Raw genomic sequence first — 14503 nt, forward strand, 5'->3', positions numbered from 1 at the left:
AAATGTGGTGAGTTTATGGAAAATAATACAAAAGATATAGTTAAAAAATATGGATTTAAATTTACAAAAAGTTTAGGTCAGAATTTCCTTATAGATGATTCAGTGCTTAAGGATATAGTTCAGGGAGCAGATATAGGAGAGGAAGATTTTGTTATAGAAATAGGGCCAGGAGTTGGAACTCTTACGAAAGAGATGCTTAAAAAAGCTAAAAAGGTATGTTCCATTGAGCTTGATAGAAATCTGATACCAATATTAAATGAGGAACTAAAAGACTTTGATAATTTCCAGCTTATTAATGAAGATGCTTTGAATATAAATTTCCATGAAATATTTGGAGATGAGAAGAGCGTAAAGCTTGTAGCTAATCTGCCCTATTATGTTACCACTCCTATAATATTAAAGCTTATTACAGAAAAATATCCCTTTAAATCTCTTACGGTAATGGTACAAAAGGAAGTTGCAGAGAGAATGAATGCAGCTCCAGGAGGTAAAGACTATGGAGCTTTGTCTTTACTTGTACAATATTATTGCAGTACTCATATAGTAAGAAAAGTAGCACCTTCCTGTTTTATACCTCAGCCGAAGGTGGATTCTATGGTAATAAGCCTTGATAAGCTGGATGAACCAGCTGCATTTGTTAAGAATGAAAAATTATTTTTTGATGTAATAAGGCATTCTTTTAATATGAGAAGAAAAACTTTGTCTAATGCATTAAAAAGTATGAAGCTTCCTCAAGAAGTTATTTCTAAGGCTTTTGAAACCACAGGAATAGATTCAAAGAGAAGAGGAGAGACGCTTTCTATCAAGGAATTTGCTGATCTTTCCAATAGTATGGAAAATTAAATTTTTAATATAAGTTCACTTTTTTATATCCGTCACATATATTATATAGAATAAATATAGTGGAGGGATAATAAAGGTGGCATCCAAGAAGTCATATAGTAGATATTTCATTATATTACAACAAGATGAGAACGGGTATTCTATATCTTCTGATAAGTTACCTTCTGGATATACTAAATTAGAAACTAAAAATGATAAATGCAAAGTATCTTATTATGTTCAGAATTTAAAGAAAGAAAAAGAGCCTTATTATATGGTGCTTATTTGCAGCAAAAAAGATGTAAATAAGCTTATTAAGCTTGGAGAGATGAACATAGATGAATATGGAAGAGCAGAAATAACCTATGAATATGATGTTTTTAATGTAGCTGGAAGCAATATTTCGGTGGATATGATAACTGGAGCTGCAGTAGTAAGATATAATGATACTTCTATGGTATCTGTAATGAGCGGATTTGCTACTTCAGATATTCCGTCAAACTGGAGAAGCTTTAAAGTTTTCGATAACCAGCAGACTGTAATTAGTCCCGAGGAAAATAAGTTAAAAGAGGAAAAGGTAGAGGTTAAGCCGGTAAAAGAAAAAATAGAAGTTATAGAGAAAGCAGAAGAAAAAATAGAAGAAGTTGAAGTTAAAAAAGATAATATGTTTGATCAATATGAAAAAAATATAGAAGAGGATATTCATGTTAAGAGTGATGAAGAAATCACAGAGGTAAAAGATTTAGTTGAAGAAGTGAAAAATCCAGAAAAGGTTGAAAAACTAGAGAAAGTAAAGAATGAAGTAGAAGAAAAATTGGAAATAGAAGATAAGACGAAAAACAATGCTGAGCAAAGCACTTTCTTTGTGGACACAGATAGTGTAAGCAAACATATAGAGAAGCAAGAAGAAGCACATGCTAGCATAGGTTATGAGCTTGAAACTCCATTGCAATTTTTTGATATAGTTGCAGAAGGCTTTGAGAAAGTAGAAGAAGTATGCACCGATATTAAAAGATGCACTTGGTATAAGGTAAATGTAAATAGTGTAGAGGATATGTGCAATTCTTCTAATTATAATCGATATACCTTAGCATATCAGCCTATGGTAACCTATTATCCTTATATAAAGAATTTTGGACATTATCTATTTGGATACAAACATGATGCTTCAGGAAATGTAAAATATATAGTATATGCTGTGCCTGGAAAGAGAAGTGCCTCAGATCAGCCTTATGCAGGAAAATCTGGCTTTGTAACTTGGGTTTCCGCTAAAGAGGGAGAAGCCAGAGAAGATGATGCTGGATATTGGCTGATGTTTTATGATTACAAAACTTCAACTATAGTTATACCGGTACCTTAGTTCTATTTAGCACAATTCCTTAATATAATTTACCATCAGAGATTAGTGGGGGAAAGCATATGAGGGTAATTGTGTTAAACAGAAAAAGAATAGGTGTAACACTTATAATATTGGGGCTTATGATGATTTTATTTGTAGCTGAATCAGGAGTTGATCATAGATTGAAGATGACAGCTCTTATGCAAAATGGGATTGAGTCTTTAAAGGAATATAAAATTGATTCTGGAAACATAAAATACAAACTTCCAAGTGATTGGACTACCAGTGAAAAAAAGTTTTCCGGAGGAGAAATACTATATCATAATGACTTTACCTCCAGCGATAATAAAATTCACGGTTTTGTAGAGAAATGGAAATTAGAAGAGGATTTAAAAACATTTTTAATAAATAGCAAGAAAAGTGCTTTTAATCCTGAAAGCATAAAAAATTATGATGTTACACCTATAAAGATAAAAAATTATTCGGCTTATTTACTTACTTATGATACAAAGACTTCTTCAAATAGCTATTACAGAACCTATGAATATTTCATAGATCAAAATAAAAGCTTTTTCAGAATGTCTTTTTCAGTTCAACAATCTGATTTAAAGGAAAATATGCCAGCTATTTTTGAATATTTGGCAAACACCTATGAAATTAGCTAAAGAGATTTGATAAATATATATTTAAGTATTATAATTTTATTTAAGGATGTAATTGTGATGCCAATTTCCAAGCTTTTACTATCGCAATTAGCAAATATGCTGTATGGTGATTATAAGGCTTGGAATTTTGCTGTTATTAATAATACATAAGTAAATATATTACGTATTATTAAGCACTAGGTTAAATATATAATTAAATATAATCTGATGTTAAAAGGGAGGAAGCTGAATAGCTTTTAATTATGATTAAAAAAGGTAAGAAGATAAGTTTGCTTTTGGCTGCTATGATAATAAGTGCATCAACGGCGGGATGCAGTAAAATAAATGAAGCTGAAGTAAAATTGGGATTTAAAAACACTGATTTTGAATATATTAAAAATAATAAAGCGGATAAAGTAGTAATAGCTAACACCAGGGACGTGGGATATAAGTTCACAGTAACTGATAAGAGTACCATAATGGATTTGTATGATATATTATCTTCAGCAAAAAAGGCAGAACAAAAATCTCAGTTAGATCCTGATTATACCCTTGAAATATATGAGGGAAAAACCATAAATAAGTTTAACTACGTGGTAGGAGTAGATAAAAAAAACTACGGCAATCTTTATGACAATCAAAAAACTTATATAGTATCCAGCAGATTGGACAATGACATAATAAAGCATCTTTGGGATATAAGAATTCCAAATGACTTTAAAACTACCTATTACGGAACCATAATTCAGTTTATGAAGCAGCACAAGTCTGAGCTTACTAAAAATGGTGGAAGTATAGGCGTAAATATCTTTGATGATACAGATGTGGTAAAGTACATGCTTTCAATGGAAATTGAAGAGTTTAAGTCAGATATATCTAAAACAATTTCATCGGCCCAGCTTGTAAATAAGAATAAGGATAATTTTGATGTTCTTATTACAATGGGTACTCAGGGATATAAAACTAACATATATAAATCTATAATAGATGTTACTTATAAAAAGGATAATAGCGAAAAAAAATACTACGTGGTGAATAAGTATCAAAATGGCAGCTGGGATGTTAAAATAACAGATTCTATGCCAGATGGATTCTAATATTTACAGGAGGAGAAAAAATGAGTAAATGCGATACATGTCCTAGTAAGTCTAGTTGCTCAACCAAGAGCAATAGCTCACAGTGCTCAGTTTTACCAATAAAGCATGGGACTATAAAAAATATAATAGGGATAATAAGCGGCAAAGGTGGAGTGGGTAAGTCTACTGTAACTGGTCTTACCGCTATAGAATTAACGAAGGCTGGGTATAAAGTTGGCGTATTGGATGCGGATATAACAGGACCATCTATGCCTAGAATATTTGGTATAAATAAACAGAGAGCTGAAATAGGCAGGGGACAGGGAGAAGATATAATATTTAAGCCTGTAACCACTTTTAGCGGAATAAAGGTCATATCCATGAACCTTTTAACGGAAGAAGAAGAGCAGCCAGTAATTTGGAGAGGACCTGTAATAAATAATGTATTAAATCAGCTTCTTTCAGATACTGATTGGGGAGATTTAGATTATCTTTTAATAGATATGCCTCCAGGAACTGGTGATACAGCCCTTACTGTAATGCAAAGCTTCCCTATACAATCTTTAGTTATAGTGTCCACACCTCAGGATATGGTATCTATGATAGTTAAGAAAGTTGTAATAATGGCGGAGAAACTTAATGTGCCAATACAAGGTGTAGTAGAGAATATGTCATATGTTCAATGCAAATGTGGAGAGAAAATACAGGTGTTTAGCAAAACTTCAGCAGAGGAACATGCTAAATATTTGGGACTTGAACTTATTGCTGAACTTCCTATAGACCTGGATCTTTCTGAAGCTTTAGGCAGCGGTGAAGTTGAAAGATACATCTTCAGCACAACTAAATATGTGAATATAATTAAAAAATTAGTATAAAATATAAGCATAGAGATTGAGCAAAACAATTTCTATGCTTATTTTAGTATTACAGAAGTAGTGGAGGTGTAAATTATGAAGGCTGAAGTTGATAAGGATACTTGTATTGGGTGTGGATTGTGTCCATCTGTTTGCCCGTCTGTTTTTGACATGGGTGACGATGGGAAGGCAGAATCTGTAGTAGATACGGTTCCAAGCGATGATGAAGATTCAGCAAAGGAGGCTGAAAGCAGTTGTCCTGTAAATGCTATAAGCGTATCTTAGCAGGCGTACAATATACTTATTATTGAGCAAATTTTAAAAACATATATTCAAAAAGGATTGCATTAAAATATTTTAATACAATCCTTTTTAGTTACAAAGTATAATAATCCTTAGATAAGGCTAGTGAGCAGCAGCTAAGCTCTTTGACAACCTTTCTATAGGAAGAACCGCAATAACAACTAGGGTTATTATCAGCTCAGGCAATAAATAGCTGCCGTTATATGTTAAAGAGTACAGATACACATTTTGTGTTCCGGCATCGCTAGCGAAGAAGATAACTCCTGATAAAAAGTGGAATATGAATCTTCCGCTTATGGCAGCTATAGGTGCTATAAATTTCTGATTTCTAAAATAACCAGCTAGTCCTAAACTCATGTATGCAAAAGGATAATCCAAAAGCAGCTGAGCAGGATGCACAATATATGGATCTATAATAAGATTTAAAAGTCCATATACAAATCCAGAAAGAAAACCCACCTCTGGTCCATAAACCAAAGCAAGAAGTATTATAGGAACCATGCTTCCTAAGGTTGTACTTCCTCCAAAGGGTAAGTGTACAAATTTTATAAAGCTTAAAACTACAGAAAGAGCTAAAGCTATACCTATGTGAGTAATCATTCTAGTAGTAAGCTTTACCTTTCTAAATTTATAAATAGCTACTACAACTATAATTATAGCTATTAGGGTAACGATAAAAGCTGGACTTTGGAAAATTGTCTTGAAATTTTCTGCAAAGTTTATTTTTGGCATAAAAAAACCTCCTTTAATATTGAGGGTACTGTAGCATTGAAATAAAAAAACTATCATCCTGGCATAGGACAATAGCTAAAATACATTCAATCACTGCTTCCCTACGCTGGTATTAGCCAGATCAGGTATAAGGGTTGATAAATAAATTCTTTATCTCTCAGCACTGCGGCACCCCTAGCCATATATTTATTTTACCAATATTATATAACTGCTATTAAAAAAAGTCAATTAACTTATCGTTCAGAAGTATGTTATTGTCAAAAGGTATATCTACAGTATCTCCAACTTTTACGCTTTCAGGCAGGGAATTTAATGAAATATCCATAGTATTTCCATTTTCAAAGGCTATGAAAACATCTGTTAAGCTTTTATCTATAATTTTACCTTTCATAATAAAATCACCTCATAGGTATTATTAATCAAAGTTTTAATTAATATACATGAGGTGATTAACCGTAAAGGTCATTAAATACAATTTTAAAAACTTCTAAAGCTTCTTCTATTTTAGGTTGAAGTAAAGATTTTCTATGTTCGTATTCTAGAAGACCAGTTTCAGTTAAAGAATAAATTCTCTGTATCTTCTTATGAGGGTCATCCCAGGCTCCTTTTACAAAATCCTCTTTTTCGAATTTTTTAAGCAGCGGATATATACCTCCAGTGCTAGGCACCCATAAGCCATGAGTGTGCTCCCCAATCTTATGAGATATATCATTTCCATTTGTAGGTCCTAAGCTTAGTATATATAGAACATAAAGAGGGAGCAAACCTTTAGTGAAAACCTGACCTACAGAATCTTTTTCTTTTTGAACCTTTCTCAGCTCAGCTAATTTCTCTTTATATTCTTTGTATAATCTTTTTTCTTCTTCTTTTATTGAATCCTTATCTAAAAATAGATCACTCATATTATAACACCCTTAAAAATTATATAATCATGTAAAGAATACCAGAATAATTATATCATATCTTTTCAATAAGGCTCAACAAAAAATCATCCAATTTCCACGGAGGAATCTTTGTTAATTATGTGCCACCAAATATTGCCTTTGGGAAGAGATATGATTTTATTTTCATTATTTTTAAAGACTACTTGAGATTTTTCGTCTTTCTTTTCCCAAGTTACGCTCTCATATTTTTCTCCATTTATGATATAGGCAGTACCAGCACCGATTAAACCCATGTTTAATCTTAAGTCATCTCTTACCTGCATATCAGAAAATTGTATTACTATTGTTTTAGCAGTTATAGGAGAATTATTTAGCTTATCTATAGCTTCCTCTCCATCCATGTACTTATAATATAGTCCGTTTTCATAGTGATAAGTAGTGGTGTAGCTTTTATTAAATCTTATTGAGATGTCATCGGCCTCTAATTCAGAGTTTGAATCCAGCTTACTATTGAAGTTTGTGAAAATTGATGGAGGTGAAATTTGCTTTTTATCAGCAATCAGCGACCTGATTTTTTCAGAAGAAGTATATAAATTGTGAGGTGCCTTCCTGGATGAATCTCTCCAATAGTAATTTCCATTATGAAGTTCGTTTAGGCTCATAAGATTTTCCTTTTCAATTCTATCCAATGCCTCCGGGCTTCCTCCGCAGTGAGCGAAAGGAAGAGAATATTGAAGAGAAAGAGTTATAAAGTAAGGCCTTACGCTTCGTATAGGACCTATTATGCCTGGAGAGCTGGAGTGGAAAAGAGCAAAAAACCTTGTTATGCCTCCTTCTGCTAATGTTTCATATACTATATCTGCATCTGATAATCCAGATTGAGGCCTAGCAGGCTTTGAGTTTTCTATTATGGCCATGAAAGGAATATTATTGTAAGCCTCCTTGGAAATATTTTTACCTGTGTAAGGTGATATATAAGATAAGTCCTTACTGACAGCTTTTTCTTTTGTTTTATTTTTAATGCTATCATTATTCAATTGAAAAATGCCTGTATAAGCTATTAAGCAAGCAAATAGCAAAAGTGTAAAAGCTATAAAAGTGAATCTAAACTTCTTTATCATAGGTGCCCCCTAAAGATTTCCTTTTAAAATATAGTCTATTCTAAAACTAAAAAAATATGTATTAATTTCTATGTCAACATTTGAATTCCTATAGAAATCGATAAAAATAGAAGGTATTGGGATATAGATTGTGTTATTAAATCGTTAAAACTAAATTTTAAATTGATAAAAAAACTTTTAGGAAGTATAATATGATATACAATATATGGTGTATGGAGGTTTTATTAATGCTACATGTTGTGAAAAGGGATGGACGAGAAGCGGATTTTAATTCTTTGAAGATCACTGAAGCTGTCAAGGGAGCGGCTCAGGAGATATCTTTCGAGATTAAAGAAAGCGAAGCTGTGGAATTAACACAGAAAGTAATAAAAAAAATTGAAGATGGAAACATCACAAAAATATCTGTAGAAGATATACAAAATATGGTAGAAAAATCCCTAATAGAGAATGGATATAAAGAAATAGGTTTAGCTTACTCTAATTATAGAAAAGAAAGAACTAAGATAAGAGATATAAAGTCAGATTTAATGAAGGCTATAGGTCAAATTGGAGTAGAGACTGACAGAGATAATGCTAATGTAGGTAATAATTTTAGTTCAAAGCTGCTAAGAATAGCTAGTGAATCAAATAAATGGCACAATTTAGCATCTATGCCTAAGCATTTAGCTAAAGCACATGAAAATGGAGATATTTATTATCATGATTTAGACAGCTATAATTTAACTACTAACTGTCTTCACATACCTACAGGGGAAATACTTCAAAGAGGCTTTAATACAGGCTATGGAACTATAAACAGACCTAAGAGAATAGAGTCAGCAGCAGAGCTTAGCTGCATATTGCTTCAATCAACTCAAAATGATATGTTTGGCGGCCAAGCACACCCTGATTTTGATAATGACATGGCTTTTTTTGTTGAGCCTACAAGAGGTGAAATAAGAGCTGAACTGTTAGAGCTTGAAGTAAGTGAAGATAAAATGGATGAATTAGTGGAAAAGAAACTAAGAAAAAATATTTCTCAGGCTATGCAGGGTATAGTGTATAATCTAAATACTATGCATTCAAGAGCTGGTTCACAGGTACCTTTTTCTTCTATAAATTTAGGAATACCAAAAACAAAGGATGCAGCCTTAGTATGCGAATCCTTTTTAATTGAATATGAAAAGGGACTAGGAAAGCATGAGCAGCCTATATTTCCTAATATAATATTTAGAGTAAAAGAGGGCGTTAATAGAGAGCCGAATGATCCATATTATTATTTATTTGAGTTAGCTTGCAGAGTAGCAGCTAAGAGAATGAACCCTACTTTCATGAATATGGACTCGGATTTTAATAAGGAATATTTTGATAAGGGTGTAATACCAGCTACTATGGGCTGCAGAACTTATATATGCTCAAATATAAATGGTGAACCAGGAACTAAGGGCAGAGGTAACATAGCTCCAGCTACTATAAATTTGCCTAGAATAGGTATATTAGCAAAAGGCAGTACAGATAAGTTTTTTGAACTTTTGGATAATAGATTAGAACTTACTAGAGAAGCGCTTTTACATAGATATAATATACTTAAAAAACTTAAAGTAAGAGATCTGCCCTTTGTAGCAGGACAAGGACTTATGAAGGGCAGTGAGAATTTATCCGAGGATGATTCCATAGAACCTATTTTAAAGCAGGGAAGCTGGGCAATAGGGTTTATAGGTCTTGCCGAAACCTTGTCTGCACTTATTGGGGAGCATCATGGGGAGAGTGCTGAGGCTAGAGAACTCGGTGTAAAAATAATAGAACATATAAGAGAATTTACAGATAGAAAAACTCAGGAAGACAGGCTTAATTGGAGTACTTATGCAACTCCAGCAGAGGGCTTAAGCGGAAAGTTTATAATCCAGGATAAAAAAATATTTGGAATAATACCTGGAGTTACAGATAAAGATTACTACACCAATAGCTATCATGTGCCAGTTGGTTATCCTATTTCCATAAAGGATAAAATTGAAATAGAGGCACCTTATCATAAGCTTTGCAATGCTGGACATATTTCCTATATAGAGCTTGATGATAGACCAGATGGAACTGTTATAAGAGAAATATTAGAATATGCTTATAAGCATACTAATATAAGCTATTTGGGTATTAATTTTCATATAAGATACTGTCGTGATTGCGGAACTTACCTTGAAGGCTCACAAATGAAGTGCCCTAAGTGCGGAAGTACAAATATACAAGGAGTATCCAGAGTTACAGGATATTTAAGCTTAGATGAAAGATTCGGACCAGGTAAGTCAGCAGAGAGAGAAGATAGACTTTCGCATATATCAAATGTTAAAACTTATGTTTAGCAGAAGGTGATTAACCATGGAAAATCAGCAAAATGTCAGATTAGCAGGCATAGCTTATGAAAGCCTTGTTAATGGACCTGGAATGAGAAGAGTTCTATTTGCTCAAGGCTGCCCTCATAACTGTAAGGGCTGCTTTAATCAAGATACTCATTCCTTTGAGGGTGGAGCACTCATCAATATGGATGAAATAGTTAAAGATATAATAGAGAATCCCTTTGTTAAAGGGGTGACCTTTAGCGGTGGAGATCCTTTAGAGCAGGCAGATAAATTTGCATTTATAGCTAAAGAATTAAAAAAAGCAAATAAAAACATATGGTGTTATACGGGCTATACTTTTGATTACATACTGGAGCATATAAATGAAAGAAGAGGCTGGAAAGAGCTTCTTCAATATATAGATGTTTTAGTGGACGGAAGATTTGAGGAGAGTCTAAAGCAGGAAGGTTTGAAATTCAGAGGCTCTTCCAACCAGAGAGTAATTGATGTGCAGGAAAGTTTATCACAAAATAAAATAGTATTAATGAAAATATAAAAAGGTGCATTTGCACCTTTTTTAATTAACTTTAAAATTAGAAGTCAGCATTTTTAGGGGTTCTAGGGAATGGTATAACATCTCTTATATTTCCCATTCCGGTGATGTACATGATTATTCTTTCGAAACCAAGTCCAAAACCTGCATGCTTAGTTCCGCCGTATTTTCTCAATTCAAGATACCACCAATAATCCTCTTTGTTAAGACCTAATTCTGCCATTCTAGCTTCCAAGACTTCCAGTCTTTCCTCTCTTTGACTTCCTCCGATGATTTCACCTATGCCAGGCACTAGTAAGTCAGTAGCAGCTACAGTCTTATTGTCATCGTTAATTCTCATATAGAAGGCTTTTATTTCTTTTGGATAGTCTGTAACGAAAACTGGTTTCTTGAAGATTTTTTCTGTTAAATATCTTTCGTGTTCAGTCTGGAGGTCACAGCCCCAATCTACAGGATAAGAGAATTCTTCTCCGCATTTTTTAAGAAGCTCTACTGCTTCTGTATAAGAAACCCTAGCAAATTCAGAGTTAACCACGTTGTTAAGTCTTTCTAAAAGTTCTTTGTCCACGAAGGAATTAAAGAATTCTATCTCTTCAGGAGCATTTTCCAGTACATAATTTATTATGTACTTTATCATCTCTTCAGCCATATCCATATCATCGCTTAAATCAGCAAAAGCCATCTCTGGTTCTATCATCCAGAATTCAGCTGCATGCCTTGTAGTGTTTGAATTTTCAGCTCTGAAGGTTGGTCCGAAAGTATAAACGTTTCTGAAAGCTAAAGCATAAGCTTCTGCTGCTAACTGACCGCTGACAGTAAGATTAGTTTCCTTACCGAAGAAATCCTCAGAAAAGTTTATAGTGCCATCTTCATTTTTAGGAACATTGTTTAAATCAAAAGTAGAAACTCTAAACATTTCTCCTGCACCTTCGCAGTCGCTTCCGGTTATTATTGGAGTGTGAGTATACACAAAGTTTCTTTCTTGAAAAAATTTGTGTATTGCAAAGGCTGCAAGGGATCTAACTCTAAATACTGCTGAGAAAGTGTTACTTCTTGGTCTTAAATGAGCTATCTCTCTTAAAAATTCAAAGCTGTGTCTCTTCTTTTGAAGAGGATATTCTGGAGTAGATAATCCTTCTATTATTATTTCTTCAGCTTGAACTTCAAAAGGCTGTTTAGCCTGAGGAGTTGCTACAAGTTTTCCTTTCACAGTTATAGATGAACTTATATTTAGCTTACCTATTTCTTTAAAATTTTCTAATTTGCTTTCAAATACGATTTGAAGATTCTTAAAAAAGCTTCCATCATTTATTTCTATGAATCCAAAGGCGTTAGAGGAACGAATAGTTCTCACCCAGCCTGATATAGTAACAGTTTTATCAATGTATTCTTCACTGTTTCTGTATAAATTTTTAATTAGTAACTTTTCCATTATGTAAACTACCTCCATTTTATATGTTCATAATGATACTAACTTTTTAAGGTTCAGCAATCCTATTAAAAGTATACCTCAAAATATGTAATTATCAAGTTATTTATTGATATTTAGTTTCATAAAATTAATAGAGATTATTGGTTTGGAGGAATATAAATTGAGCAACATTAATAATATGGGAACTATTTTTTTGAGTATTATATTAGAAGGATTCCCGTTCTTAATCATAGGAGCAATAGTTTCTTCTATAATTCAAATATTCGTTTCTGATGAAACTATAGCAAAGATATCTGCTAAAAATAAAATAGCAGCTACATTTATTATTTCTATAATAGGGATAGTATTTCCTGTATGTGAATGTGGTATAGTGCCTATAGTAAGAAAACTGGTACAAAAGGGAATGTCAGTAGGAACTGCAGTTACCTTTATGCTGGCAGTGCCTATAGTTAATCCTGTGGTTTTTATGTCTACATATTATGCTTTTATTGGTCATGAAGAAATAGCTTATTTAAGGATGATATTGGGTGTAGTATGCTCAATTTTAATAGGAACTATAATAGACAGTATAGCGACTAAGTATCCACTAAAAGAAAAACATATTGTTTGTGATCATGAGCATGAGCACCATCATCATGAACATATCCATCATCATAAAGAGGGAAGACCTAAATTAAATGAACTTATGTTAGATATAAGTGAAGAATTCTATGAAATAGGGCGCTATTTTATAATAGGAGCTTTGATTTCCTCTGCACTTCAAACTTTCGTTCCAAGACAAATAGTAGTATCAATAGGACATGGAAATGTATCTTCTATTATCATGATGATGAGTTTGGCCTTCTTATTGTCTATTTGTTCAGAAACAGATGCTTTCATAGCCAGAACCTTTTTAAATCAATTTACTAATGGTTCTATTATGGCTTTTCTTATATTTGGTCCAATGCTGGATTTAAAAAACACTATAATGCTTTTTGGAAGTTTTAAGGCCTCTTTTGTTTTTAAATTAATATTTGTAATTATCTGCATTTGCTTTATAATGGCCTCTTTAGTTACAACCTTAATGCCAAATGTTTAAGAAAAGGATGGAAATAAATATGTTTAAAATCAGTTTTAATAAGGTGATCTGGATTGGAATATTAATTATGCTTTTTGCTTGTATGTATAATTTAATATATACCAATAATATAAGAAATTATTTAAATCCAGCCATGATAAAATATGTATATTTCTCTGCTTCAGTGATATTTCTTATGGCAGTATTCGAGTTGTTTAATCTAAGAAGCGATGGAGAACAGCATATCAAGAAGGGATATATATTATTTTTAATTCCTATAATTGTGTATGGTGCAATGAAATCTCAGCCTATTAGCGAAAGCATGGCTTTCAATAGAGGCACTAATATGTATTTTTACAAGCAAGAGGTTTCTGATAGCTTAGAACATAATCATGTACATAGCGAAAAAGAAAAGATGATAATAAGCGGGAATAAAATAGAAATAAATGACGATAATTTTTATGAGAGCATGAAGGAGATATATAATAATGTGGAAAAATATAGCAGCTATACCTTGAATTTAAGCGGATATGTAATAAGCACAGATGGAAATACCTTTGTTCTTGGAAGAACAGTAGTTTCCTGCTGCGCTGCAGATGCAGAAATAATAGGCATGAAATGCTACTATAATGATGGTGATAAAATTAAAGCAGGAAGCTGGGTTAGCTTGGAAGGGAAGGTGGTACGAGATATAAGTTCTAAGGAGCCCTTCATAAATATAGAAAAAATTAGCACTATAACTGAACCCAGAAATACCTATATTTATAGAGATTAATTGACATTGATTTACTGCAAGCTTATAATGTCTTTATACATGTATCACATGGGAGGAAAAAATGTTCCACTTATTTAAAAGAAAATTTAAGATTTTAGCTCCTGTAAGCGGAAAAATAATAAGGCTTTCAGAAGTGCCGGATGAAATTTTTGCAGAGAAGATGGCTGGAGATGGTATAGCTATAGAATGCAAAGACGATGTGGTACTAGCACCAGCTGACGGAGAAATAAATTTGATTTTTAATACTAATCATGCTTTTGGAATGCTTTTAGATAATAAAATTGAAATACTAGTCCACATAGGATTAGATACAATTAAATTAGGAGGAGAGGGTTTTAAGCGGTTAGTACAAGAAGGGGAAATAGTTAAAGCGGGAGACCCTATAATTAAATTTGATAGAGAATTTGTGTTATCTAGAAATTGTTCTATAATAACTCCAGTTCTTATAACCAACACAGAGCTTGTGGAGTTTACTGATTTAAATATAGGAAAGATAGTAAAAGCAGGTAAAGATGATATATTAGAATATAAATTTATAAAGTAAAAATGATATGGACTCCATATCATTTTTTAGTATACAGTAAATATGAAATAAAAAA

At 32.6% G+C, this 14503-nt stretch carries 16 protein-coding genes and 1 riboswitch; of the genes, 11 read left to right on the plus strand and 5 right to left on the minus strand.

All coding sequences use genetic code 11. The features are described 5' to 3' along the window. Positions 1-15 precede the first annotated feature (15 nt). The 6 genes from rsmA to IAI10_RS11540 all read left to right on the plus strand — a co-directional run bounded on the left by rsmA (position 16) and on the right by IAI10_RS11540 (position 5020). Entirely contained in the window at positions 16-843 is an 828-nt protein-coding gene (rsmA, locus tag IAI10_RS11515) for a 16S rRNA (adenine(1518)-N(6)/adenine(1519)-N(6))-dimethyltransferase RsmA (RefSeq protein ID WP_315673411.1), read from the plus strand. A gap of 76 nt (positions 844-919) precedes the next feature. Further along, positions 920-2182 (plus strand): hypothetical protein, encoded by a 1263-nt coding sequence (locus IAI10_RS11520; RefSeq protein WP_315673412.1) that lies wholly within the window; start codon positions 920-922, stop codon positions 2180-2182. A 59-nt stretch (positions 2183-2241) separates the two neighbouring features. Further along, the gene (locus IAI10_RS11525; protein ID WP_315673413.1) at positions 2242-2826 is read left to right on the plus strand and encodes a PsbP-related protein; all 585 of its coding nucleotides are present in this window, start codon (positions 2242-2244) and stop codon (positions 2824-2826) included. Between the two features lie 242 nt (positions 2827-3068). After that, positions 3069-3902, plus strand: a complete 834-nt coding sequence (locus tag IAI10_RS11530; protein WP_315673414.1) for a hypothetical protein — start codon at positions 3069-3071, stop codon at positions 3900-3902. A 20-nt stretch (positions 3903-3922) separates the two neighbouring features. Then, positions 3923-4756, plus strand: coding sequence for an Mrp/NBP35 family ATP-binding protein (locus tag IAI10_RS11535; protein ID WP_315673415.1), 834 nt, complete (start codon positions 3923-3925; stop codon positions 4754-4756). Between the two features lie 75 nt (positions 4757-4831). Further along, positions 4832-5020, plus strand: a complete 189-nt coding sequence (locus tag IAI10_RS11540) for a ferredoxin (protein ID WP_315673416.1) — start codon at positions 4832-4834, stop codon at positions 5018-5020. Between the two features lie 120 nt (positions 5021-5140). Here IAI10_RS11540 and thiT read toward each other — a convergent pair whose 3' ends face one another. The 4 genes from thiT to IAI10_RS11560 all read right to left on the minus strand — a co-directional run bounded on the left by thiT (position 5141) and on the right by IAI10_RS11560 (position 7775). Beyond that, the gene (gene thiT, locus IAI10_RS11545) at positions 5141-5770 is read right to left on the minus strand and encodes an energy-coupled thiamine transporter ThiT (RefSeq protein WP_315673417.1); all 630 of its coding nucleotides are present in this window, start codon (positions 5768-5770) and stop codon (positions 5141-5143) included. A gap of 81 nt (positions 5771-5851) precedes the next feature. Further along, positions 5852-5956, minus strand: a riboswitch (TPP riboswitch). Between the two features lie 28 nt (positions 5957-5984). Next, positions 5985-6161, minus strand: a complete 177-nt coding sequence (locus IAI10_RS11550; protein WP_315673418.1) for a hypothetical protein — start codon at positions 6159-6161, stop codon at positions 5985-5987. Between the two features lie 58 nt (positions 6162-6219). Further along, positions 6220-6672 carry a PadR family transcriptional regulator gene (locus IAI10_RS11555; RefSeq protein WP_315673419.1) on the minus strand — a complete coding sequence of 151 codons (453 nt, stop codon included), beginning with the start codon at positions 6670-6672 and terminating at the stop codon, positions 6220-6222. An 86-nt stretch (positions 6673-6758) separates the two neighbouring features. Next, positions 6759-7775 (minus strand): DUF3048 domain-containing protein, encoded by a 1017-nt coding sequence (locus IAI10_RS11560; protein ID WP_315673420.1) that lies wholly within the window; start codon positions 7773-7775, stop codon positions 6759-6761. 227 nt (positions 7776-8002) lie between these two features. Here IAI10_RS11560 and nrdD point away from each other — a divergent pair, with 227 nt between their 5' ends. Both nrdD and nrdG read left to right on the plus strand, forming a co-directional pair. Further along, positions 8003-10111 (plus strand): anaerobic ribonucleoside-triphosphate reductase, encoded by a 2109-nt coding sequence (nrdD, locus tag IAI10_RS11565; RefSeq protein WP_315673421.1) that lies wholly within the window; start codon positions 8003-8005, stop codon positions 10109-10111. A 16-nt stretch (positions 10112-10127) separates the two neighbouring features. Then, positions 10128-10643, plus strand: a complete 516-nt coding sequence (gene nrdG / locus IAI10_RS11570; RefSeq protein ID WP_315673422.1) for an anaerobic ribonucleoside-triphosphate reductase activating protein — start codon at positions 10128-10130, stop codon at positions 10641-10643. Between the two features lie 37 nt (positions 10644-10680). Here the strand turns inward: nrdG and asnS are convergent, their stop codons facing one another. Next, positions 10681-12072 carry an asparagine--tRNA ligase gene (gene asnS / locus IAI10_RS11575; RefSeq protein ID WP_396334371.1) on the minus strand — a complete coding sequence of 464 codons (1392 nt, stop codon included), beginning with the start codon at positions 12070-12072 and terminating at the stop codon, positions 10681-10683. 160 nt (positions 12073-12232) lie between these two features. Between asnS and IAI10_RS11580 the strand changes: the two genes are divergently transcribed. The 3 genes from IAI10_RS11580 to IAI10_RS11590 all read left to right on the plus strand — a co-directional run bounded on the left by IAI10_RS11580 (position 12233) and on the right by IAI10_RS11590 (position 14448). Beyond that, positions 12233-13150, plus strand: coding sequence for a permease (locus IAI10_RS11580; protein ID WP_315673423.1), 918 nt, complete (start codon positions 12233-12235; stop codon positions 13148-13150). Positions 13151-13169: 19 nt separating this feature from the next. Then, entirely contained in the window at positions 13170-13904 is a 735-nt protein-coding gene (locus IAI10_RS11585) for a TIGR03943 family putative permease subunit (RefSeq protein WP_315673424.1), read from the plus strand. 61 nt (positions 13905-13965) lie between these two features. After that, positions 13966-14448: a PTS glucose transporter subunit IIA gene (locus IAI10_RS11590; RefSeq protein ID WP_315673425.1), complete on the plus strand. Its 483-nt coding sequence runs from the start codon at positions 13966-13968 to the stop codon at positions 14446-14448. Positions 14449-14503 lie beyond the last annotated feature (55 nt).

The organism is Clostridium sp. 19966 (genome assembly GCF_032335695.1).
Classification (GTDB): Bacteria; Bacillota; Clostridia; order Clostridiales; family Clostridiaceae; genus JACTOJ01.